Source organism: Streptomyces sp. C10-9-1 (assembly GCF_024497955.1).
Taxonomy (GTDB): Bacteria; Actinomycetota; Actinomycetes; order Streptomycetales; family Streptomycetaceae; genus Streptomyces; species Streptomyces sanyensis.
Genome location: NZ_JANHKP010000015.1, coordinates 189,475 through 212,756 on the forward strand (window position 1 = coordinate 189,475; position 23,282 = coordinate 212,756).

The 23,282-nt window shown below is 75.0% G+C and carries 17 protein-coding genes and 2 pseudogenes; 10 read left to right on the top strand and 9 right to left on the bottom strand.

The features are described 5' to 3' along the window. Positions 1–29: 29 nt before the first annotated feature. Genes NPS70_RS22110 through NPS70_RS22125 form a run of 4 tightly spaced genes read right to left on the bottom strand, consistent with a single transcriptional unit; the run spans position 30 to position 4,381 of the window. Positions 30–809 (bottom strand): CDP-alcohol phosphatidyltransferase family protein, encoded by a 780-nt coding sequence (locus tag NPS70_RS22110; RefSeq protein WP_256526105.1) that lies wholly within the window; start codon positions 807–809, stop codon positions 30–32. Then, entirely contained in the window at positions 787–1,848 is a 1,062-nt protein-coding gene (locus tag NPS70_RS22115) for an iron-containing alcohol dehydrogenase family protein (RefSeq protein ID WP_256526106.1), read from the bottom strand. The genes NPS70_RS22110 and NPS70_RS22115 overlap by 23 nt, the downstream gene beginning before the upstream one ends. Beyond that, a complete protein-coding gene (locus NPS70_RS22120; protein WP_256526107.1) occupies positions 1,836–2,585 on the bottom strand; it encodes a sugar phosphate nucleotidyltransferase in 750 nt (249 codons plus the stop codon). The genes NPS70_RS22115 and NPS70_RS22120 overlap by 13 nt, the downstream gene beginning before the upstream one ends. Beyond that, on the bottom strand, positions 2,582–4,381 hold the full coding sequence (locus NPS70_RS22125) for a DUF5941 domain-containing protein (RefSeq protein ID WP_256526142.1): 1,800 nt from the start codon (positions 4,379–4,381) through the stop codon (positions 2,582–2,584). The genes NPS70_RS22120 and NPS70_RS22125 overlap by 4 nt, the downstream gene beginning before the upstream one ends. A 465-nt stretch (positions 4,382–4,846) precedes the next feature. Here NPS70_RS22125 and NPS70_RS22130 point away from each other — a divergent pair, with 465 nt between their 5' ends. From NPS70_RS22130 to idi, 3 genes and pseudogenes are all read left to right on the top strand, one after another. Beyond that, positions 4,847–5,785: a cation diffusion facilitator family transporter gene (locus NPS70_RS22130; protein WP_256526108.1), complete on the top strand. Its 939-nt coding sequence runs from the start codon at positions 4,847–4,849 to the stop codon at positions 5,783–5,785. 245 nt (positions 5,786–6,030) lie between these two features. Further along, a pseudogene (locus NPS70_RS22135) lies at positions 6,031–6,546 on the top strand (GNAT family N-acetyltransferase); the annotation flags it as partial. Positions 6,547–6,689: 143 nt separating this feature from the next. Then, positions 6,690–7,283 (top strand): isopentenyl-diphosphate Delta-isomerase, encoded by a 594-nt coding sequence (gene idi, locus NPS70_RS22140; RefSeq protein ID WP_256526109.1) that lies wholly within the window; start codon positions 6,690–6,692, stop codon positions 7,281–7,283. 94 nt (positions 7,284–7,377) lie between these two features. Here idi and NPS70_RS22145 read toward each other — a convergent pair whose 3' ends face one another. Further along, positions 7,378–7,854 carry an ATP-binding protein gene (locus NPS70_RS22145; RefSeq protein ID WP_256526110.1) on the bottom strand — a complete coding sequence of 159 codons (477 nt, stop codon included), beginning with the start codon at positions 7,852–7,854 and terminating at the stop codon, positions 7,378–7,380. Between the two features lie 697 nt (positions 7,855–8,551). Here NPS70_RS22145 and NPS70_RS22150 point away from each other — a divergent pair. The 3 genes from NPS70_RS22150 (at position 8,552) to NPS70_RS22160 (ending at position 12,856) form a co-directional block, all read left to right on the top strand. Further along, positions 8,552–9,328, top strand: a complete 777-nt coding sequence (locus NPS70_RS22150) for an enoyl-CoA hydratase/isomerase family protein (protein ID WP_256526111.1) — start codon at positions 8,552–8,554, stop codon at positions 9,326–9,328. A gap of 94 nt (positions 9,329–9,422) precedes the next feature. Next, positions 9,423–10,286 carry a hypothetical protein gene (locus NPS70_RS22155; RefSeq protein WP_256526112.1) on the top strand — a complete coding sequence of 288 codons (864 nt, stop codon included), beginning with the start codon at positions 9,423–9,425 and terminating at the stop codon, positions 10,284–10,286. 188 nt (positions 10,287–10,474) lie between these two features. Further along, entirely contained in the window at positions 10,475–12,856 is a 2,382-nt protein-coding gene (locus NPS70_RS22160) for a Tex family protein (RefSeq protein ID WP_256526113.1), read from the top strand. A gap of 207 nt (positions 12,857–13,063) precedes the next feature. Here the strand turns inward: NPS70_RS22160 and NPS70_RS22165 are convergent, their stop codons facing one another. Next, entirely contained in the window at positions 13,064–13,528 is a 465-nt protein-coding gene (locus tag NPS70_RS22165; protein WP_256526114.1) for a DUF3592 domain-containing protein, read from the bottom strand. 370 nt (positions 13,529–13,898) lie between these two features. Here NPS70_RS22165 and NPS70_RS22170 point away from each other — a divergent pair. Continuing rightward, a pseudogene (locus NPS70_RS22170) lies at positions 13,899–14,270 on the top strand (transposase); the annotation flags it as partial. A 9-nt stretch (positions 14,271–14,279) separates the two neighbouring features. Here NPS70_RS22170 and NPS70_RS22175 read toward each other — a convergent pair. Then, positions 14,280–15,917 (bottom strand): ABC-F family ATP-binding cassette domain-containing protein, encoded by a 1,638-nt coding sequence (locus NPS70_RS22175; RefSeq protein ID WP_256526115.1) that lies wholly within the window; start codon positions 15,915–15,917, stop codon positions 14,280–14,282. Positions 15,918–16,082: 165 nt separating this feature from the next. On the opposite strand from NPS70_RS22175, the gene NPS70_RS22180 reads away from it, so the two are divergent. Continuing rightward, positions 16,083–17,066, top strand: coding sequence for an FAD-binding oxidoreductase (locus NPS70_RS22180; RefSeq protein WP_256526116.1), 984 nt, complete (start codon positions 16,083–16,085; stop codon positions 17,064–17,066). 82 nt (positions 17,067–17,148) lie between these two features. Here NPS70_RS22180 and NPS70_RS22185 read toward each other — a convergent pair whose 3' ends face one another. Together NPS70_RS22185 and NPS70_RS22190 are read right to left on the bottom strand one after the other, a co-directional pair. Further along, a complete protein-coding gene (locus tag NPS70_RS22185) occupies positions 17,149–18,897 on the bottom strand; it encodes a BCCT family transporter (RefSeq protein ID WP_256526117.1) in 1,749 nt (582 codons plus the stop codon). An 82-nt stretch (positions 18,898–18,979) separates the two neighbouring features. Next, positions 18,980–20,278: a M14 family zinc carboxypeptidase gene (locus tag NPS70_RS22190; protein ID WP_256526118.1), complete on the bottom strand. Its 1,299-nt coding sequence runs from the start codon at positions 20,276–20,278 to the stop codon at positions 18,980–18,982. Positions 20,279–20,466: 188 nt separating this feature from the next. On the opposite strand from NPS70_RS22190, the gene NPS70_RS22195 reads away from it, so the two are divergent. Both NPS70_RS22195 and NPS70_RS22200 read left to right on the top strand, forming a co-directional pair. Continuing rightward, positions 20,467–22,005: a M1 family metallopeptidase gene (locus NPS70_RS22195; RefSeq protein ID WP_256526119.1), complete on the top strand. Its 1,539-nt coding sequence runs from the start codon at positions 20,467–20,469 to the stop codon at positions 22,003–22,005. Between the two features lie 185 nt (positions 22,006–22,190). Then, a complete protein-coding gene (locus NPS70_RS22200) occupies positions 22,191–23,216 on the top strand; it encodes a LacI family DNA-binding transcriptional regulator (protein ID WP_256526120.1) in 1,026 nt (341 codons plus the stop codon). The last annotated feature ends 66 nt before the right edge of the window (positions 23,217–23,282 follow it).

The window sequence follows — 23,282 nt, forward strand, 5'->3', positions numbered from 1 at the left end:
GACCACCGCGCCCACGGTGAGCGGTGCCGTCACTTCAGCCTGCTCGACGCCAGGATCGACACCAGGTGGAGCACGGTCTGGAGCAGTGCGATCCCGGCGAGCACCGCCACACCGAGCCGGGTGAAGAACAGGTCGCCGCGGACCTCGTCCGCGACCGCCAGGACCAGGATCAGCAGCGAGGCCTCGATGCCGAGGACCAGCCGGTGGAACCTGAGCGCCGCGGCCGCCCTGCGGGCCAGCGCCATCCCGGAGGAGCGCGGCTCGGAGGCCGCCTCCTTGACCGGCGGCAGCCCGCCCTGGTGCCGGGCGACGCCCACGAGGTCGGTCTCCGCCTTGATCAGGATCGCCCCGAGGGCGGCGAGGGTGCCCAGGAAGGCCCACAGCCAGTCGATCCGCCCGGTCCCCCACAGGTCGGCGGCGCGCAGGCCGAAGCCCACCAGCACCGCCGCGTCGCAGAGGTAGGCCCCCACCCGGTCGAGGTAGACCCCGCCGAGCGAGAACTGCTTCTTCCAGCGGGCGACCTCGCCGTCGACGCAGTCCAGCAGCAGGTACAGCTGCACCATGAGGACGCCGAGGACGGCGCCCCACACTCCGGGCACCAGCAGGGCCGGGGCGGCGAGCACGCCGAAGACGGTCATCAGATAGGTCAGCTGGTTGGGCGTGACCCGGGTGGTGACCAGGTACCGGGTGATCCTCAGGGAGATCTCCCGCATGTACAGGCGACCGCCCCAGTGCTCACCGCTGCGCCGGTCCTTCACGCCCGGCGGGTGCACCACGGGGCGGAGTTCAGCTACTGATGGTCTTGGCATAGTCGGCGTACGCGTCCCTGATCTGGTCGTGGGTGAGGTCGAGGTGCTCCAGGACGGTGAACCGCCCCGGGCGGGTCTGCGGTGCGTACTCCACGGCACGCACGAACTCGTCCGCGGAGAACCCGATCTCCTGCGGCAGCACCGGCAGGCCGTGGCGGCGCAGCACCTCGGCGAAGCTCCGGGCCTGTCCGTGCTCGCCGCGCAGGTGCATGGCGAACGCGGCCCCCAGCCCGACCTGCTCGCCGTGGCTGGCGGCGCGCCCGGGGTACAGCAGGTCGAAGGCGTGGCTGATCTCGTGGCAGGCGCCCGAGGAGGGGCGGGAGTCGCCGCTGATGGACATGGCGATCCCGGAGAGCACCAGCGCCTCGGCGAGCACGGTGAGGAAGGCGTCGTCGCCGACGGTCCCGGGATGGCGCAGCACCGACTCCCCGGCGGTCCGGGCCATGGCGGCCGCGAGGCCGTCCACGCTCTCGCCCTTCACCCGGTGGGAGAGCTCCCAGTCGGCGACGGCCGAGAGGTTGGAGATCGCGTCCCCGATCCCGGAGCGCACGAACCGCACGGGGGCGTCGCGGACCACGTCCAGGTCGATGACCATGGCGATCGGCGACGGGACGCCGTAGGAGCCGCGGCCGTTGTCGTTGTCGAGGATGGAGATCGGCGAGCACAGGCCGTCGTGCGCGAGGTTGGTCGCGACGGCGACCAGCGGCAGGCCGACACGGGCGGCGGCGTACTTCGCCACATCGATGATCTTGCCGCCACCGAGGCCCACGACGGCGTCGTAGCGGCTGCCCTTGATGCCGTCGGCGAGCTTCACCGCGGAGTCGATGGTCCCGTCGCCGACCTCGTACCAGTCCGCCCCGGGAAGGGCGGGGGCGAGGCGCTCGCGCAGGGCGAGGCCGGAGCCTCCGCTGACGGCGAAGGCCAGCCTCCCGGAGGAGGAGATCCGCTGGTCGGCCAGGAGCCCGGCGAGGTGGCCCAGCGCCCCGGCGCGGATGTCGACGACGACGGGCGAGGGGATGAGGCGGGTCAGTACCGGCACGCGATCTCACGGCCCTTCGCGAGGTCGTCGTGGTTGTCGATCTCGACCCACGCGACCTCCCCGATCGGGGCCACGTCGAGGGTGAACCCGCGGTCGACCAGCTCCTGGTATCCGTCCTCGTAGTAGAGGTCGGGGTCCCGCTCGAAGGTGGCCCTGAGGGCGTCGGCCAGCTCGGCGGCGGCCTCCGGCTCGATCAGGGTGACGCCGATGTACTCGCCCGTGGCCTCGGCCGGGTCCATGAGCTTGGTGATCCGCCGGACGCCCGCGCCGTCCTCGGCGACCACCTTCATCTCCTCGTCGGCGAGCTTCTTGGCGGTGTCCAGGGCGAGGATGATCCGCCTGCCCTCGCCGCGGGCCGCCAGCAGCGAGCGCTCGACGGAGACCGGGTGGACGGTGTCGCCGTTGGCGAGGATCACACCGCGGGAGAGGACCTCACGGGCGCACCACAGGGAGTAGGCGTTGTTCCACTCCTCGGCCTTGTCGTTGTCGATGAGGGTGAGCGAGAGGCCGTACTTCGCCTCCAGCTGCGCCTTGCGCGCGTACACCGCCTCCTTGCGGTAGCCGACCACGACGGCGGCCTCGGTGAGGCCGATCTCCGCGAAGTTGGCGAGCGTGAGGTCGAGGACGGTGAGCGAGCCCTCGCCCTCCGGGTCGACCGGCACGAGGGCCTTCGGGAGCGTGTCGGTGTAGGGACGCAGGCGGCGTCCGGCACCGGCTGCCAGTACGAGGCCGATCATGCGGGTTCTCCTTCGTCGTGTACGGCGGGTGCGCCCCGCCGGTGGGCCGACACCCAGAAGCGGATGCTCTCGGCGAGCACCACGAGCGCGAGGGCGCAGGCGAGCGCCGTCAGCGCGACGGTCAGGCCGTCCCCGTCCAGCAGGAACGCCAGCAGCGCCACCGCCAGGACCCGCCCCTCGTGACCGCCGAGCACCCGTACGAGCCACTCCGGCGGTGCCCCGGCCCCGCCGCGGATGCGGTACACGGTGTCGTAGTGATGGTAGGCGACGGCCGCCACCAGCCCGTAAGCGGCCGGAAGGGCGCCGTTCACCCCGGCGTGGGCGGCGAGCAGCAGGACGGTGAGGTACTCGGCGGCACGGAAGACCGGCGGGACGAGCCAGTCGAGCGCGCCGGTGAGCGGCCGTGCGACGGCGGCGCCCGAGGTGGCGCAGTAGACGAGGGCCGCCAGGACCGTCCAGGGCGTTCCGTAGGCGGTCAGGCCCGCGGTGGCGACGAGCGCGGCGGCCCCGGCCGCGGCCAGCACCGGCGGGGCCATGCCCGGCAGCCGCCGGGCCGGGCCGCGGGCGGCCCGGGCCACCGTGGAGGCGAGCGGGCCGGAGTCGGCCAGGTCCGCCAGGGCGCGCGCGGCGCGGTCGGTCCTGGTGGCCCGGCGGGTCAGCGAGCGCAGCACGCGCCCCGCGGTGGTGTAGCAGGCGGCGAAGGCGCAGCCGGCGATCAGCGCCCAGAACACGACGCGGGGGGTGGTCACCGCGGTGAGCACGGCGATCATGGCCCAGCGCTCGCCGATGGGCAGCACGATCATGCGGCGGACCCAGACCGTCCAGCCGAGGCCGTCCAGGCGGTCGGAGAGGGCGGCGGTGGGACTGGTGTTGCCGGTGGCGTCGTGGTTGGCCTCGTTGAAGGAGAAGTCGACCACGTGGCGGCAGGTCTGGAGGACCATCGCCCCGAGCGCCAGCGCCCACACGTCGTCCCCGTTGCGGGCCGCGCCGAGGGCGAGGCCCGCGTAGAACGCGTACTCCTTGGCACGGTCGAAGGTGGCGTCCAGCCAGGCTCCGAGGGTGGAGTACCGGAGGGCGTAGCGGGCGAGCTGCCCGTCGGTGCAGTCCAGCACGAAGGAGACGATCAGCAGCAGCCCCGCGGCGACGTACCCGGGGCGGGTGCCGGTGGCCGCGCACCCCGCGGCGACCAGGGCGGTGAGCAGCGAGGCGGTGGTGACCTGGTTGGGCGTGAGCCCCCGGCGCGCGCACCAGCGGGCGACGTAGCGCGAGTAGGGGCTGATGCAGAAGGTGGTGAAGAACCCGTCGCGGGCCTTCACCGCGGAGCGCAGCCGCACCGCCTCGTCGTCGACGGCCTCGACCGAGGCGCGCGCCCGGTGGCGCTGCTCGGCGTCGTCGGGGGTCTCGGCGACGAGCGGGCCGAGGTCCGGGCGGTGCACGGCCGTGCCCTCCGCCTCCAGGGCGGCCGCGGCGCCGTCGGGGAGCGCGGCCCGGCCCTCGGCGGCCGCGGTGCGCAGGGCCCCGGCGAGCGCCGAGCGCGCCTCGGGCTGCGCGGTCAGGGCCCCGGCGACGGCGGCGGCGGGGAAGCGGGGGTCGGTGAGCGCGAGGCGCAGGGAGTGGACGTGGCCGACGAACCGGGGGTCGACCAGGGCGACCCGCTCCCGGGCCGGGGCGGCCGCGGCCAGAGCGGCGGCCTCGTCGGGCCCGGCCGCGACGTGTACGTCGAAACCGAGCGACCGCAGATCGCCCTCCAGCGACGACCCGGGTACCGGCGGACCGGTGAGGATGGCGGTCGACAGACGAACTCACTCCTTGGAGCTGACGCGGCGGGATCCGCGCGGCCCGGCCCGGACCCGGGCGGCGGCGCGTCGGCAGAGGCTATCGGATGGCGGGGAGCGGAAATTCATCGGGCGTTCACACCCCCGAGGTCCGCGCGCCCATCATGGTCGATGATCACCCTGCGCTCCAAACCTGGCCCGAGCCCGGCCCCGGACTCCTCCCGCCCGGTGCGGGAGGCCCCTCCGCCGGGTGGCCCGCCGAGGGCACCCCGGCCGGCGCCGGACGCCTGCCCGCCCGCCCCGCGGCGCGTCGGTGGGTGCGGGCGGCGGTGGGGCCCCGGCGAGTGCACACCTCTCTGACCTGCTGACGTTTCCGCAGGTCAGAGCACATGACAACGGTGTTCAGTCCCGTGTTGACCATACCCCCACCCCGTAGTTCACTGAGCGCTGGAAGGCATGACGGCGACGTTCCACGGGAGGCATCCGATGGGGGCTGGGCACGACCACGGACACACGCACGGCCCCCCGCCGACGGGGACCGCGGCGGCGGCCTACCGCGGCCGGCTGAGGATCGCGCTCTCCATCACCCTCGGCGTGATGGTGGTGGAGATCGTGGGCGGCGTGGTGTCCGGCTCCCTCGCCCTGATCGCGGACGCCGCCCACATGGCGACGGACGCGGTGGGGCTGGGCATGGCCCTGCTCGCCATCCACTTCGCCTCCCGGCCCGCGGCCGGGAACCGGACCTTCGGCCTCGCCCGGGCGGAGATCCTCGCCGCGCTGGCGAACTGCCTGCTCCTGCTCGGCGTGGGCGGCTACCTGCTGTTCGAGGCGGTGGGGCGGTTCATCACGCCGACCGAGACCCGCGGCGGCCTGACGGTGGTGTTCGCGCTGGTCGGCCTGCTGGCCAACCTGGTGTCCCTGTCGCTGCTGGTCCGCGGCCAGAAGGAGAGCCTGAACGTCCGCGGGGCCTATCTGGAGGTGCTGGCCGACGCCCTGGGTTCGGTGACGGTGCTGGTCTCCGCGGGGATCATCCTGGCGACCGGGTGGCAGTACGCGGACCCGATCGCCTCCCTGGCCATCGGCCTGATGATCGTCCCGCGCACGCTGCGGCTGCTGCGGGAGACCCTGAACGTCCTGCTGGAGGCGGCCCCCGAAGGGGTCGACATGGCCGAGGTCCGCCGCCACGTCCTGGAGCTGCCGGGCGTGGAGGACGTGCACGACCTGCACGCCTGGACCATCACCTCCGGGATGCCCGTACTGTCGGCGCACGTGGTGGTCAGCCAGGAGATGCTGGACTCGGTCGGCCACGAGAAGCTGCTGCACGAGCTCCAGGGCTGCATCGGCGGCCACTTCGACGTCGAGCACTGCACCTTCCAGCTGGAACCGGTCGGCCACGCCGAGCACGAGGCGCGGCTGTGCCACTGACCGCGGCTCCCGCCGAGGAGCCGCACGCGGTCGCCGGGCCCCGGCCCGGCGACCACCCGGCGGGGCCCGGCCCCGCCCCCACCGCCCCCGCACCGCGCCGCCGCCGTGGCCCTCCCCGACCAAGGAACTCCCCATTGTCCGACACCTCCTCCCAGCACCCGCACGGCTCCCCGCACCGGGAGCCGGACCGCGCGAAGGCCGCGGCCCGCGGCCGCGGGACCGGGCAGCCGCCCACGGCCGGCGCCCCTGCGGCCCACCGCTGGCCCACCCGGCCCGAGAGGCGGGCCGACGCCGCGGCCGTGCACGCGCTCCACGCGGCGGCCTTCCCGACCGAGGACGAGGCCCGGCTGGTGGACGCGCTGCGCCGGGACCCAGAAGCGTGGCTGACCGGGCTGTCCCATGTCGCCGAGGCACCGGACGGCTCCGTCGCGGCCCATGCGCTGCTCACCCGCTGCCGGGTCGGCGGCGCACCCGCCCTGGCACTGGCCCCCGTGGCGACCGCCCCCGCGTGGCAGGGCCGGGGTGCGGGCACGGCGGTGATCCGGGCGGTGCTGGAGGCCGCTCGGGCCCGGGGCGAGCGCCTGGTGGTGGTGCTGGGGCACCCCGGCTACTACCCCCGGTTCGGTTTCGTACGGGCGTCCACCCATGGAATCCGGACGTCCTTCGAGGTGCCGGACGAGGCCCTGATGGCCCTGGTGCTGGACGGATCGGACGAGGTCCCGGGCGGCACGATCCGCTATCCGGCGGCTTTCGGGGTCTGACGGCGGCACCGCTGCTTCCGGCCACCGTGGACCGCGGGCGGCGGTGACCGGACATGCCAGAGGGCCGAAGTGCGGAGAAGCACCGTCTTTGCGGCAGACTGGGCCGGGCTCCCCACGGCCGAGGACCGATGCGAAGGACGGACATGCCGATCACACCAGCCACCGAGGCGAACAGCTCGTCGAACGGGACCTCCCCGGCGATCCTGCTCGAACTCGTCGACGAGCAGGGCAGCACCATCGGCACCGCGGAGAAGCTCGCCGCCCACCAGGCGCCCGGGCAGCTGCACCGCGCGTTCTCGGTCTTCCTCTTCGACGAGCAGGGCAGGCTGCTGCTCCAGCGCCGCGCGGCGGGCAAGTACCACTCCCCCGGCGTCTGGTCCAACACCTGCTGCGGGCACCCCTACCCCGGCGAGTCGCCCTTCGCGGCGGCGGCGCGGCGCACGTACGAGGAGCTGGGCGTCTCCCCCTCGCTGCTGGCCGAGGCGGGGACGGTGCGCTACAACCACCCCGATCCCGCCTCGGGGCTGGTGGAGCAGGAGTTCAACCACCTCTTCGTGGGCATGGCGCAGTCCTCGCTGCGCCCCGACCCCGAGGAGGTGGGCGAGACCGCCTTCGTCTCCCCCGGGGAGCTCGCCTCGCTGCAGGACTCGGCCGTCTTCTCCGCCTGGTTCACGACGGTGCTGGACGCGGCGCGCCCCGCCATCCGGGAGCTGACCGGCTCGGCCGGGGGCTGGTGACCGCCCCGAGCCGCCCCGGGCCGGGTCCCGGGGCGGTTCCGTCGTCACCTGCGCGGTCCGGCCGCGGGGCGTATCCCGGGACCGGGTGACGCGTTCAGAGCGGGGCCGGGTCGGTGAACAGGGCGGGCACCAGCGGCAGCTCCGCCCAGATGACCTTCCCGCCCCCGGCCGTCTGCTCGATGTCGCACCTGCCGCCCGCCTCGCGGGTGACCTCCCTCACGAGCAGCAGGCCCCGTCCGCCGGTCTGGGCGGAGTCGGCCTCCAGGGCCCGGGGCCGGTAGGGGTGGTCGTCCTCGACGGACACCCGGATCCACCGGCTGCCGACGGCGAGTTCGACGACCACCTCGGGGGAGAGCAGCGCGGCGTGCCGGACGGCGTTGGTGACCAGTTCGGAGACGATCAGCAGCAGCCCCTGCACGGTGTCGTCGGCCACCGGGACGCCCTGCCGCACGAGGAGTTCGCGGACCGCCCTGCGGGACTGCGGGACGGACGCGTCGACGGCCGGGGCCGTGAACCTCCAGACCCCCTCGTACGACAGCGGCCCGGCGGGCGCGCTCTCCCGGCTCTCCATCAGGACCCGGCCAGGTGACGTCCCGCTCCAGCGGGGTGGGGAACGGTTTCCCCCGACTGCTCCGATCTCGACCGGGTGCCTGGATGCGCACTGTTCACCTGCACTGCCTTTCTGCCCGCACGGGACCTGCCGCGCTCGTAGGGGGATCGCGCGGCCGCGACGCGGGAGGTGCTCCCGTTCGCCGCCCGCGCGTGCGGCCCCGGACTCCACGTGCGGTGTCCGCGGCACCGCCGGCCGGTGGCCTGACGGCCCGGGAGGCGGCCGGACGAGCCGCGGGGTTCGCGTGCGCCGCACCGGGGCGCGCGGGGGACGCGGACCGCGTCGGCGGGGCGGGCGCCCCCGGCAGGGCCGGGCGGGCCGTCTGCCACGCGGCCCGGCCGCGACCGCGGGAAGCCCGCGCGTTCACGCCTGGGTGGAGTCACGTCGACACCCTTGCTCGTTCCGGGACCATCGGGTCATCAGTGTTGGCAGCGAGATGGTCCGGACCGGGGAGCCGATCGCAACTGACCGCCTTTGTACGACACGCGACCGAACGCGGTGGGCGGCGCCCCCGCCGCGACTGCTCGGAGCGGGGTTCTGTCCGTTCGGGGAGGCCGATCGTTTCAGCAGCTTTATCCGCGCCCCCTGTTCCGCGCAGCACCCCTCCTCCCGTGGACCGCCCGGCGTACGGGCCCGTACGCCGGATAGCATCCGCACCATGCAGCACTCCGAGAAGCCCGAGCCCCGGCTTGCGGTCGCCGTGGCGGACGGGGTCGCCACCCTCACCCTCGACAACCCCGCCAAGCGCAACGCGATGACCACCGCGATGTGGCGGGCCCTGCCCGAGGCACTCGTCCCGCTGGCCGGCGACCCGGCGGTGCGCTCGCTGGTGCTCACCGGAGCGGGCGGCACCTTCTGCGCGGGGGCGGACATCTCCTCGCTGCGCGAGCCCGGCGAGGACCCGCAGGCGCTGTCCGTGCGCGCGGAGGAGGCGCTGGCCTCCTTCCCCAAGCCGACGCTGGCCGTGGTGCGGGGGTACTGCGTGGGCGGCGGCTGCCAGCTGGCGGCCGCGTGCGACCTGCGCTTCGCCGCCGAGGACGCGCGGTTCGGCATCACCCCGGCGAAGCTCGGGATCGTCTACCCGGCCTCCTCGACCCGGAGGCTGGCCCGGCTGGTCGGCCCCTCGGCGGCCAAGTACCTGCTGTTCTCGGGTGAGTTGGTCGACAGCGGACGGGCGCTGCGCACCGGGCTGGTGGACGAGGTGCTGCCGGGCGCGGAACTGGGCAAGCGGGCCGCGGAGTTCACCCGGGTCCTGGGGACACGCTCCCTGCTCACCCAGTGCGCCGCCAAGGAGTTCACGGACGGCCGCACCGACCGCGACGCCTTCTGGGCGGCGGCCGCGGCCGGCAGCGGCGACCCCGCGGAGGGCGTGGGCGCCTTCCTGGAGCGCCGCTCCCCGCGCTTCACCTGGGCACCCGCGACGGACGGGGGCTGAGCCCCGGGGCGGCGGGTCCGGCCGCCGGGAGCGCCGCCCGCGGGACGCCGTCCAGGGCTGTACGTCCGTACCGACCAGTCGGTAACCTGCGGCCATGACGCCTCTGCCCCCACGCGCCGGACGCCGGTGCCACAACGCGCTCAACCCCCTGCACTCGACCGTCTACTTCTCCCCCGACCTGGACAGGGAGCTGTCCGGCCTCGGCGTGGCCGACGCCAGGGCCGCCTACTTCGCGAGCCGCTCGGCGGCCATGGGGGCCGTGGGACCCGGCGCCGTCGCGGCCGCCTTCTACAACTTCAACCCCGAACTCGTCGCCCGGCACCTGCCCGCCGTGTGGGAGACCGCCGACCCGGAGCAGGTGCTGGCCGCGCGCACCCGGGCAGCCGACACCACCCTGCGCCGGCTCCTCGGCGAGCAGGTGATCGCGTCCAAGGAACTGGAGGAGGCGGCGGAACTCGCCCTGCGGGCCGCCGAGGGCTGCTCCCGCCATGCCCGCCCCCTCTACTCGGCCCACGCCGACCTGCCCGTGCCCGAGGAGCCCCACCTGGCGCTGTGGCACGCCGCCACGCTGCTGCGCGAGCACCGCGGCGACGCCCACCTGGCGGCGCTGCTCCTCGCGGAGCTCGATCCCCTGGAGGCGCTCGTCAGCCACACGGCGACCGGCAAGGGCATGGCCCCCGGCTGGATCCTGGCCACCCGGGGCTGGCGCCGGGACGACTGGGGGGCGGCCCGCGAGCGGCTGCTCGGGCGCGGCCTGCTCGACGCCGACGGCCGCCTGACCGACGCGGGCACCGCGCTGCGGACCGAGCTGGAGGAGCGGACCGACCTCATGGACCGCGGCCCCTACGAGCACCTGGGCGCCGACGGGGTGGAACGCCTGACCGAGCTGGGCCGGAGCCTGCTGATGACGGCCTTCGCGGCCGGGGCCTTCCCCCCGGACCTCATGGGCAGCGCCTGACGCCCTCCCCGCGGCGGCGTGCGCGGCGGCACCGCGGGCCGCGGGTGCCTCCGCGTCGCCGGGAGGACCCGGCACGGACGCGGCACCGGCTTCGGCGACCTGCGGGACCGGCGCGCGACACGGTCCCCGTCACCCGGCAGAATGCAGGCCCGAAGCACAGCCCGCACGAGAAGGCGAGTCAGTCAACCGTGACCACGTCCATCGAAGGCAGGATCGCCGAGGAGCTCGGCGTACGCGAACGGCAGGTGAAGGCGGCCGTCGAGCTGCTCGACGGCGGGTCGACCGTGCCGTTCATCGCGCGCTACCGCAAGGAAGCGACCGAGATGCTCGACGACGCCCAACTGCGCACCCTGGAGGAACGGCTGCGCTACCTGCGGGAACTGGAGGAGCGCAGGACCGCGATCCTGGAGTCGGTCCGGGAGCAGGGCAGGCTGACCGAGGAGGTGGAGGGGCGGATCCGGGCCGCCGACACCAAGGCACGCCTGGAGGACGTCTACCTGCCGTTCAAGCCCAAGCGGCGGACCAGGGCGCAGATCGCCCGCGAGGCCGGGCTGGAGCCGCTGGCCGAGGGGCTGCTCGGCGACCCCGGCGCGGACCCGGCCGCCGCGGCGGCCGCCTATGTCGACCCGGACAGGGGGGTCGCGGACGCGGCGGCCGCACTGGACGGCGCCCGGGCCATCCTCACCGAGCGCTTCTCCGAGGACGCCGACCTGATCGGGGACCTGCGCGAGCGCATGTGGACCCGCGGCCGTCTGACCGCCCGCGTCAGGGAGGGCAAGGAGGAGGCGGGCGCCAAGTTCGCCGACTACTTCGACTTCGCCGAGCCCTTCACCGACCTGCCCTCGCACCGCGTGCTCGCGATGCTCCGCGGCGAGAAGGAGGAGGTCCTGGACCTCGTCCTGGAGCCCGAGGAGCAGACCGAGGGACCCTCCTCCTACGAGTCCCTCGTGGCCTCCCGCTTCGGCATCTCCCAGCAGGGCCGCCCGGGCGACAGGTGGCTCGGCGACACGGTCCGCTGGGCCTGGCGCACCCGGATCCTCGTCCACCTCGGCATCGACCTGCGGCTGCGGCTGCGGACGGCCGCCGAGGACGAGGCGGTCCGCGTGTTCGCGGCCAACCTGCGCGACCTGCTGCTCGCCGCGCCCGCCGGGACCCGGGCGACCCTCGGCCTCGACCCCGGCTTCCGCACCGGGGTGAAGGTCGCCGTGGTGGACGCCACGGGCAAGGTGGTGGCCACCGACACGGTCCACCCCCACGTCCCCGCCAACCGCTGGGACGAGGCACTGGCCCGGCTGGCCCGGCTGGCCCGGGAGCACGCGGTCGAGCTCGTGGCCATCGGCAACGGCACCGCCTCCCGGGAGACCGACAGGCTGGCCGCCGACCTGATCGCCCGGCACCCGGAGCTGAAGCTGACCAAGGTGATGGTCTCGGAGGCCGGCGCCTCGGTCTACTCGGCCTCCGCCTTCGCCTCGCAGGAGCTGCCGGAGCTGGACGTGTCGCTGCGCGGCGCGGTGTCGATCGCCCGCCGCCTGCAGGACCCGCTGGCCGAACTCGTCAAGATCGACCCCAAGTCCATCGGCGTCGGCCAGTACCAGCACGACCTGGCGGAGGTGAAGCTCTCCCGGTCCCTCGACGCGGTGGTCGAGGACTGCGTGAACGGTGTGGGCGTCGACGTCAACACCGCCTCGGCGCCGCTGCTCGCGCGGGTCTCCGGCATCAGCGCGGGCCTCGCCGAGAACATCGTGGCCCACCGCGACGGGCACGGCCCCTTCCGGTCCCGCAGGTCCCTGAAGGACGTGTCCCGGCTCGGGCCGAAGGCCTACGAGCAGTGCGCGGGCTTCCTGCGGATCCGCGGCGGGGAGGACCCGCTGGACGCCTCCAGCGTGCACCCGGAGGCGTATCCGCTGGTCCGCCGGATGGTGAAGGCCCACGGCGGGGACGTGGCGGGGCTCATCGGCGACACGGCGGTGCTGCGCTCGCTGCGGCCCTCCGACTACGTCGACGACACCTTCGGCCTGCCGACCGTGACCGACATCCTGCGGGAGCTGGAGAAGCCGGGCCGGGACCCGCGGCCCGCCTTCCGCACGGCCGCCTTCAAGGAGGGCGTGGAGAAGATCGGCGACCTGGCGCCGGGGATGGTGCTGGAGGGCGTGGTCACCAACGTGGCCGCCTTCGGCGCCTTCGTGGACGTCGGCGTCCACCAGGACGGCCTGGTACACGTGTCGGCGATGTCCCGGGACTTCGTCAAGGACCCGCGCGACGTGGCCAAGCCCGGTGACGTGGTCCGGGTGAAGGTGCTGGACGTGGACATCCCCCGCAAGCGCATCTCGCTGACCCTGCGCCTCGACGACGACGCCTCCGCGCCGCCCGCGGGCGGCGCGCGGCGCGAGCGCGGCGGGCGCGCGCCCCAGCAGCGCCGGTCCGACGGCGGGCGCGAGGGCCGCGGCGGGGGCAGGCAGCAGGGCGGCGGGCGCCCGGCCGCCGCGCCCGCGAACAGTGCCATGGCCGACGCGCTGCGCAAGGCGGGGCTGCTCGGCGGCGAGCGGGGCGGCGGACGGCGGCGCGGCTGAGGAGCCTCCCCGCGGGGGCGGGCGGTCCCGGGACCGCCCGCCCCCGCGCGACGGGGGGGGCCGTTGCGCCGCCCCTCAGCGTCTACACGACCAGACTCGGCAGGGTGGACGACGACGAGGGGGCCGCGGCGACGCGACCCTCGACCTGGTCGGGGAGGACGCCGCTGGCCACCTGCGCATTCGCCGGTCGGGCCCGGCTACGCCGGGTCAGCCGTCGGCACGGCGGCGCCGTGCCGCTCGCCACTCACGCGGGAGCTCCCTAACGCCGAGGAGGAGGATGATCACTGTGAGGGTAAGGCACATGATCCCCATCAGGATCACCAGACCGGCCCCGAGTCGGGTGGCTGCGGCCGAGGCGAGGCTCGCCGATTCCGGGTGTTCCGGGATGTAGTGGACCCGTACGGTGTCGCCGACCTGGTCGTTGCCACCGTCCCAGAACGTGACGGCCGTCCCGGGCTCCGTGGTGAAACGGACCTTGACCCGGGTGCGATCGCTGCCCGGGCCGCCTCCTTGTGTCGTGTACCTGGCCACGACGGTCCCGTTCGTCGATCGTCCGTGCGCATCTAACTCGGCGGCTGTCCTGAAACCTTCGACCCCGACGCTGAACAGCCCGTACCCGATGAAGGCGGTCATCGCTCCAAGAACCGTCAACACGACTGCCTTGCCGGCCACACGCAACCACCTGCCCAGCCGCGGTCGTGCCCCCACCCCGTCTGGTCGTCCGCTCATGCCCCACCTGTCCGCGCGCTGATGGCCTCCGACATGGTTCCTGTTCCCCGCCGGGTCGGGCCTTACCCTGGGGGCCGTCGCGACCACTGCGCCGTCCTGCCACGAGGCGAGGACCGCACGGTCCAGGTGGCCGCGCAGTCCGTCGGGTTGCACGCGCTGACCAACACCGACGTCATGTTCCTGCGGACGCCCGACGGGCGCACGGTGGCCTGGGTGGAGGGGGCCGGCCACGAAGCGGCCGGCCCCGCCCCGTCCTTGAGGGAGGAAACGTTGCCGCGGCGACGCTGCTATCCCTCCGACATTTGGGACGACGATCAAGCAGACGCTCGGCTGGACCCGGCCGAAACTGCGGACACCCCAGGCCGCGGACCGCTGGACCTGGCTCGTCATCGCGGCCCACACCCAGCTCCGGCTCCTCCGCGAGGCCGCGTCCGACCTCCGCCGCCCCTGGGAGAAGCCGGTCGCACCGTCCCGGCTCACCCCGGCACGAGTCCGCCGAGGGTTTCGCAACCTCCGCCCGTACCTGCACTGCCCGGCCCGCGCGCCGAAAGCCTCAACACCAGGACCAGGGCGCCCAGTTGGATCAAGGAACCGACATCCGGCCACCCGCCACGGCGTGGGCAAAACGACCAGGCGCCCCGGAACCATCACCGAACGAAACAGGATGAAAGCCCGCAAAGGTTAAAGCCCAAGCTCAGACCTCCGTGACCTTGCCGTCCGCGACCTCGACGCGGCGCGTGGTGTGCACCACGTCCAGCATCCGGCGGTCGTGGGTGACCAGCAGCAGCGTGCCCGGGTACGAGGACAGCGCCTTCTCCAGCTGCTCGATGGCCGGCAGGTCGAGGTGGTTGGTCGGCTCGTCCAGGACGAGCAGGTTGACCCCGCGGCCCTGGAGCAGCGCGAGCGCCGCCCGGGTGCGCTCCCCGGGGGACAGGGTGGCGGCGGGACGCAGCACGTGCCCGGCCTTGAGGCCGAACTTGGCCAGCAGGGTGCGCACCTCGGCGGGCTCGGTCTCGGGTACGGCCGCGCAGAAGGCGTCCAGCAGCGTCCCCTCACCGTGGAAGAGCCGCCGGGCCTGGTCCACCTCGCCGACGACCACTCCGGGGCCGAGCGAGGCGTGGCCCGCGTCCGGCTCAAGGCGGCCCAGCAGCGCGGCCAGCAGCGTGGACTTGCCGGCGCCGTTGGCCCCCGTGACCGCGACCCGGTCCGCCCAGTCGACCTGGAGGGAGACCGGGCCGAGGCGGAAGCCGCCGCGCACCACCTCGGCCTCGCGCAGGGTGGCCACGACCGCTCCGGAGCGCGGGGCGGCGGCGATCTCCATGCGCAGCTCCCACTCCTTGCGCGGCTCCTCGACGACGTCGAGCCGTTCGATCATCCGCTGCGTCTGGCGGGCCTTGGCGGCCTGCTTCTCGCTGGCCTCGCTGCGGAAGTTGCGGCCGATCTTGTCGTTGTCCCCGGCCTTGCGACGGGCGTTCTTCACGCCCTTGTCCATCCAGGCCCGCTGCATGCGCGCCCTGCCTTCGAGGGCGGCCCGCCGGTCGGCGTACTCCTCGTAGTCCTCGCGGGCGTGGCGCCGGGCGGTCTCGCGCTCCTCCAGGTAGGCCGCGTAGCCGCCGCCGTACAGGGTGGTCCGCTGCTGGGCGAGGTCCAGTTCGAGGACCGCGGTGGCGGTCCTGGCCAGGAACTCGCGGTCGTGGCTGACGACGACGGTGCCCGCGCGCAGCGTGCGGACGAAGTCCTCCAGGCGTTCGAGCCCGTCGAGGTCCAGGTCGTTGGTGGGCTCGTCGAGGAGGAAGACGTCGTAGCGGGAGAGCAGCAGCGAGGCGAGCCCCGCGCGGGCGGCCTGGCCGCCGGAGAGGCCGGTCATCGGCCGGTCCAGGCCGACGCCCAGGCCCAGGGCGGAGGTCACGCCCTCGGCGCGCTCCTCCAGGTCGGCGCCGCCGAGGCCCAGCCAGCGCTCCAGGGCCGCCGCGTAGGCGTCGTCGGCGCCGGGCGCGCCCTCGACCAGTGCCTCGGTGGCGGCGTCCAGCCGCTGCTGCGCGGCCGCCACCCCGGTGCGGCGGGCCAGGAAGGCGCGCACGCTCTCCCCGGGGCGGCGCTCCGGCTCCTGCGGGAGGTGACCCACGGAGGCGCCGGGCGGCGACACGCGCACCTCCCCGTGCTCGGGGCGGTCCGCTCCGGCCAGCAGGCGCAGCAGGGTCGACTTCCCGGCGCCGTTGGGGCCGACGAGGCCGATCACGTCGCCGGGGGCGACGACGAGGTCCAGTCCGGCGAAGAGCGGGCGGTCGCCGTGGCCGGCGGCGAGATCCTTGGCGACGAGGGTGGCAGTCATCAGGGCGGCATTCTACGGCGGGGGCCGCCGCGGCCGGGGGGCGCTCCGCCTCCCCCTCTCTTCCTCGGCCACCGGCCGCCGGGGCGCACGGGGCGGCCGGGCGTCGGCCGCCCGGTGCGCACGACCGCCGGTGGCGGGGCGGGCGGGTGGGCTACGGTCCCCGGCATGACGGGTGATGTGCTGGTACTGGGGGGCGGGGTCGCCGGGCTGACCACCGCCGTGGAACTCGCCGAGCGGGGGCACCGGGTCAGGGTGTGGAGCCGGGACGCCGCGGAGGCGACCACGTCCGCCGTGGCGGGCGCCCTGTGGTGGCCCTACCGGATCGAGCCGGAGGAGCGGGTCGGCGCGTGGGCGCTGGCCTCGCTGCGGGTGTACGGGCGGCTGGCGGGCGAGGGGCCGCCGGACGGCGGGGACAGCGGGGTCCGGCTGGTCGAGGGGGTGCATGCGGGAATCTCGCCGGACGGCCTCGGGTCCTGGGGCCGGGCGGTTCAGGGACTGCGCGCGGTCGGCGCGGGCGAGGTGCCGGGGGGCTTCGCCACCGGGCTGAGGGCGCGTCTGCCGCTGGTGGACATGCCGGTGCACCTGCGCTGGCTCCAGGGGCGGCTGCGGGCGGCGGGCGGGACGGTGGAACGCCGAACCGCCGGCGGCCTGGAGCGGGCCGCGGCCGATGCGGGTGCGTCCGCCGTGGTCAACTGCACGGGGCTCGGTTCACGCGAGCTGGTCCCGGACGCCTCGCTGCGCCCGGTGCGCGGGCAGCTGGTCGTGGTGGAGAACCCGGGCGTGACCGAGTGGTTCACGGCGGCGGACCCGGCGGGCGAGGAGACGACCTACCTGCTCCCGCACGGGGAACGCCTCCTGCTCGGCGGTACCGCGCAGGAGGGCGGGACCTCGACGGAACCGGACGGCCCGACGGCGGCGGCGATCGTGCGGCGGTGCGCCCGGATCCGTCCGGAGGTGGCCCGGGCGCGGGTCCTGGGCCACCGGGTGGGGCTGCGGCCCTGCCGGGCGGAGGGGGTGCGCCTGGAGGCGGAGTCCCTGCCGGACGGGCGTCCGCTGGTGCACAACTACGGCCACGGCGGGGCCGGGGTCACGGTGGCCTGGGGGTGCGCCCGTACCGCGGCGGACCTGGTCGAGGCGGCGGCCGGCTGACGCCGGGATCCCCGCCGCGCCACCCGCTGCGGGGCCCTTCCACCGGTGAAGGGCCCGGCCGGGGCGGCGCGGTGGGGGTCCGTCAGCGGGAGCCCGCCGGCGGGCGGTCCAGCGGCCCGCCCGGCGACTCCTCCCCGTCCTCGCCGGAGCCCGGACCGATCCGGAACTCGAAGTCGCCGTCGTAGTGCTCGTGCCCGGCGATGACGGCGGACTCCACCGCCTCGGTCCCCAGCTCCCCTCGGACGATCAGGGGGTCGTGGCGCAGGTCCCGCATGAGGGCGAAGCACATGCCGATCATCACCAGGACGAAGGGCGCGGCCACCAGGATCGTCAGGTTCTGGAGCCCTGCCAGGGCGTCCCCCTCGCCACCGCCGATGAGCAGCATGATCGCCGCCACGGCGCCGGTGACCACGCCCCAGAAGATGACGACGGGCCGGGTGGGCTCGAAGGAGCCGCGCTGCGAGAGGGTGCCCATCACGATGGAGGCGGCATCCGCGCCGGAGACGAAGAAGATGCCCACCAGGACCATGACCAGGATGCTCATGAGGGTGGCGGCCGGGTACTCCTGGAGCACGCCGAACAGCTGGCCCTCCGGGGTGGCGTCGTCGGGCAGCCGGCCGGCCTTCTGGAGGGTCATGGCGGTGCCGCCGAAGATGGCGAACCAGATCAGGCTGACCGTGCTCGGGACGAGGATGACGCCGCCGACGAACTGGCGGATCGTGCGGCCGCGGCTGATGCGCGCGATGAACATGCCGACGAACGGCGTCCAGGAGATCCACCAGGCCCAGTAGAAGACCGTCCAGCTGCCCAGCCAGTCGGCGACGCCCTCGCCGCTGCTGGCCTCGGTGCGCCCCGCGAGCTGCGGCAGGTCGCCGAAGTACGCGGCGATCGAGGTGGGGAGCAGGTCGAGGACGATGATCGTGGGTCCGGCGATGAAGACGAACAGGGCGAGCACCAGGGCGAGCACCATGTTGATGTTGGACAGCCACTGGATGCCGCGTTCGACGCCGGAGACGGCAGAGGCCACGAACGCGGCCGTGAGCACGGCGATGATGCCGATCAGCAGGGCGGTGCTGACCTTCTGCATCCAGTTCAGCTCGGTCATGCCGCTGCCGATCTGGAGGGCGCCCAGGCCCAGGGAGGCGGCGGAGCCGAAGAGCGTCGCCAGGATCGCGAGGATGTCGATGACCCTCCCGAAGACGCCGTTGACGTTGCGTTCGCCGATCAGCGGCACGAAGACGGCGCTGATGGTCTGCCGGCGGCGGCGGCGGTAGGAGGCGTAGGCGATGGCGAGCCCGACGACCGCGTAGATGGCCCAGGGGTGCAGCGTCCAGTGGAAGAGCGTGGTGGCCATGGCGACTTCCATGGCCTCGGCCGCGTCCTGCGGCGAGGTGCCCGGCGGCGGGGTGACGAAGTGCGAGAGGGGCTCGCTCACCCCGAAGAACATCAGGCCGATGCCCATGCCCGCGCTGAACATCATCGCGATCCAGGACACGGTGCGGAACTCGGGCTCCTCGTTCTCCTGCCCGAGTCTGATCCGTCCGTAGCGGCTGACCGCGAGCCACAGTGCGAAGACCACGAAGCCGGAGGCGGCCAGGACGAAGGCCCAGCCGCCGTTGTGGATGAGCCCGTCCAGCAGGCTCGCCGACACGTCCTCCAGGGTGTCCGTGGCCAGCGCTCCCCAGAGCACGAAGGCCACGGTGAGCACGGCGGACACGCCGAACACCACGGGGTCCGTCCGCTGACGCCCCGTCTCGTGGTCGGGCTCGGGGAGATCCGCCGTCACCGGCAGATCACCCCGGCCCGCCCGTCCCTCTTCGTCATGCGACACCGGCGGCACCTTTCACGGGGTAGGGGCGAAGCGATTTCGCCATCCGCTACCCCCTACCACACGCGGCACTCCCCCCTGCCTCTCAACAGGCGGCGAGGGGCCGTCCGGGGACCAGGTGAAAGCTCGCACGCGTGTCCAGAAGCAGCGGGACGAGGCCGCGCAGCGGCTGGTCCAGCGGCACCAGGGCCCCTTCGCCGTCGGGCACCACGGCGACTCCGTGCAGGGCGAGTTCGCCGCGCACCTCGGCGTAGGCCGCGGCGTCCAGGCGGTAGGCGCAGGGCGGGTCCGGGAGCGTCCGCCCGGGGGTGGGCGGGTCGTTGTCGGCGCCGCCGAGGTACAGGGGCCCCGGGGCGGGACGGCGGGCGGCCTCGGTGGCGGCCTCGACGCGGTCCCGCTCGGCCGCGCTGAAGGCGAACACCCCCCTGAGGGCGGCACGCTGGGCGTCCACCCTGCGGCGGCGCTCGCGGGCGGGGTCGTCCCGCAGGCCGCGGGGGCCCGCGCGGACCTCCACGAGGAGGGCGACGGCGTTCTTGATCCCGGCGGCGTTGCGGAGCATCCGCTCCTGGGCCCCGCCCGCGGCCCGGTCCGCGTCCCCGCCCGCCGCCGGTCCGGCCCGCAGCCCGAACGTGCCGGTGCTCGCGCCCGCCTCCGCGGCCGCGGCGCGCACCCGGGCGGACAGCAGGAGCGAGGCCCGGCGCACCTCGGGGCGGGTGTTGGGGTTGCGGGGCCAGAGGTCGAGGACGTCCGGCTCCGGAGACGACGGGGAGCCCTCGTACTCGTGCAGGTCGACGACGATGTCCGGCCGGTGGTCGCGCAGCACCGCGGCCACCGCCCGCGCCTCGGCCGTGCGCAGGGCGATGTGGTCGCGGTTGACGTCGGCGCCCTCCGCGGTGAGCCGGGAGCCGGCGGCCCGTCCGTCCGGGTTGGCCGTGGGGACGACGAGCAGGCGGGTCCGCGCGAGGAAGGCCCGGGCCGCCGGGTCGCGCGTGAGGGCGAGGTCGCGGACGGCCGTCAGGCACGCCTCCCGGCCGGAGGGTTCGTCACCGTGCTGCCCGCAGACCAGGAGCACCGTGTGCGGGGAGCGCGGTTCGCCGAGGCGGACCAGGTGCAGCGGCCGGCCCCGGGCGGTGGTGCCGATCCGCGCCACGGCGGCCCCCGGGGTGCGGTCGACGGCGCCGAGCAGCGCCCGTTCCTCGGCCGCCGTGGTCCAGCGGGCCCCGGCGGTCAGCTCGAACCCGGTGCGGGGCAGGGCGTGGGCGGCCTGGGCGGGGCCGGTGACGAGCGGACCGAGGACGGCAGATGCGGCGGCCCCGGCGACCAGCGCGAGGGCGCGCAGGGGGCGGTGGTGCGTCACGCGGGTGCCGCGCACTCGTATCGGCATGCGCGGGACGGTACTGTGCGCGACCGCTCGGCGACAGAGGGCGTTCGGTCCGAGGGCGTGCGGCGGGCGGGCCCCCGCCGCGGCCGGCGCGCCACGGCCACGGGAAACGGCTTGGTTCACTCCTGTCACGGGGCCGCGCCGCGCCTAGGGTCGACGGGTTCGCACACCCCTTACGACAGGGAGCATCCGTGCACCGCAGACTCATCGCCCCCGGAGCCCTCGCGTCCGTCCTGCTGCTGGCGATCCCGGCATCGGCCGCGTCCCCGGCGCCCGGGGCACCGGGGATCGGCGACCCCTACTACCCGGCGTCCGGGAACGGCGGGTACGACGTCTCGCACTACGACCTCCGGCTGACGTACCGGCCGGAGACGGACCGGCTGGAGGGCACGGCGACGATCCTGGCCACCGCCACCCAGTCGCTGAGCCGCTTCAACCTCGACCTCGGGCTCGACGTCCGGGAGGTCAGGGTCGACGGCCGCCCGGCCGCCTCGGTGCGGGAGGGCGAGCAGGAGCTGGTCGTCACCCCGGCCCGTCCGCTGGCCGAGGGCCGGCCGTTCTCGGTCGTCGTCCGGTACGCGGGGAAGCCCTCCGAGGTCAGCATCGGCGGCTGGACGGCCTGGCACCGCACGCCGGACGGCGGTGTCGCGGCGCAGGAGCCGGAGTCGGCGGCGTGGTGGTTCCCCAGCAACGACCACCCGCTCGACAAGGCGACCTACGACGTGTCGGTGGCGGTGCCCGACGGCAGCCAGGCCATCAGCAACGGGGTCCTGGTCTCGCAGCGTTCGCGTCTGGGGTGGACCCGCTACAACTGGCGCTCCGACCGGCCGCAGGCCAGCTATCTGGCCACCCTGGCGGTCGGCAGGTTCGACATCACCACCGACACCACGGCGAACGGGCTGCCCGTGCTGAACGCCTACAGCAAGGACCTCGGCGCCCACGCCGGGGCCGCCCGGGCGAGCCTGGAGCGCACGGCCGAGGTCGCCGAGTGGCTGACGGAGGTGTTCGGCCCCTACCCGTTCAACGCGCTCGGCGGTTACGTACCCAATGTGACCAGCGGGTACGCCCTGGAGACGCAGACCCGGCCCTTCTACAGCCCGCGCCAGTTCGCGAACGGCGCGAACGTCTCGGTGGTGGTGCACGAGCTGGCGCACCAGTGGTACGGCGACAGCGTCTCGGTGCGCGGCTGGAGGGACATCTGGATCAACGAGGGCTTCGCCCGCTACAGCCAGTGGCTGTGGTCCGAGCGGGAGGGCGAGGGGACGGCGCAGGAGCTGGCGGACTGGGTGTACGCGCAGCACCCCGAGGAGGACCCGTTCTGGACGGTGCTGCCCGGTGACCCGGGACCCGAGCGGCAGTTCCACCTCGCCGTCTACGACCGGGGCGCCCTGGCGCTCCAGGCGCTGCGCAACGAGATCGGCGACGAGGACTTCTTCGCGGTGCTGAAGGGCTGGCCCGCGGCGTACGCCTACGGGAACGCGGACGTGGGCGACTTCGTCCGCTACGCGGAGCGGGTGTCGGGCCGCCCGCTGTCCGGGCTCTTCCACACCTGGCTGTACGAACCGCGCAGGCCCGCCGCCCCGGCGGCGGCCGGGGCGGGGATCGCCTCCTCGCGCACCGGGCAGGCCGCTCCGGTCCGGCCGGCGTCCTGGGAGGGGATCGCGGCGACGAACTCGGTGCACGACCACGGCCGGCCGGGCGCGGCCGCCGGCGCGGGGCACGACCGCTGACGGGACCGGGCCGCCGCCTCCGCTCCCGCGGGGGCGGGCGCGGCGGCCCGCGGCACCCGGGGCGCCACCCCGGGTGGGAGCGCTCTCAGGCAGCTGCGGCCTGCCGATATCCTGGGCGTGTCACCCGGCGGCGCGGCCGCCGGGGAGAGCCGCCGTACGCGCCCGAGAGCCGAGGAGCGCCCGCCTTGCCCGAGCAGATCACGGGGCCCCGCCCCACGCTGGAAGCCGTCGCCGCGCGCGCCGGCGTGTCCCGGGCCACGGCCTCGCGGGTCGTCAACGGCGGAGCGGGGGTGCGCGCCCCGCTGGTGGACAAGGTGCGCCGGGCCGTCGAGGAGCTCGGATACGTCCCCAACCACGCGGCGCGCTCCCTGGTGACCCGGCGCAACGGCGCGGTGGCCGTGATCATCGCGGAGCCGGAGTTCCGGGTCTTCTCCGACCCCTTCTTCGAACAGCAGGTGCGCGGGATCAGCCGGGAGCTGACCGCGCACGACGCCCAGTTGGTGCTGCTGTGGGTGGAGGGCCCCGGCGACCACGACCGGATCGCCCGCTACCTGGGCGGCGGGCACGTGGACGGCGCGCTGGCCTTCTCCCTGCACGACGATGACCGGCTGCCCGCGCTCATCGGCCGCACCCGGGTGCCGGCCGTCTTCGGCGGGCGCCCCGCGGCCGGCTCGGGCCAGGGCGTCCCGTTCGTGGACGCCGACAACCGGGGCGGGGCGCGGGAGGCGGTGCGGCACCTGGTCTCCCTCGGGTGCGGCACGATCGCGCACATCGCCGGTCCGCGCGACCAGACCTCCGCCCTGGACCGCCTGCACGGCTACCGCGACGTCCTGGCCGGCGCCGACCCGGCGCTGCTGTGCCAGGGGGACTTCACCGAGGAGAGCGGTGCCCGGGCGATGGCCGAGCTGCTGGAGCGGCGGCCGGACGTGGACGGCGTGTTCGTGGCCAACGACGTCATGGCCTCGGGGGCCCTGCGCACCCTGCGCGAGCGGGGGGTCGCGGTGCCCGGGGACGTCGCCGTGGTCGGCTTCGACGACATGGCCTCGGTGGCACCCCGCACCGACCCGGCCCTGACCACGGTGCGGCAGGACATCGAGGGCATGGGGCGGCTGATGGTCAGGCTGCTGATGCGCCTGCTGGACGGGACCGGCGGCGAGCCGCCGGCGTCCGTCGTCACGCCGGTGACGCTGGTCCGGCGGGCCTCCGCCTGAGGCGGGTCCGCCCTCCCCGGGAGGTCCCGGGGAGGGCGGGCCCGGTGCGGGCGGGCCCGGTGCGGC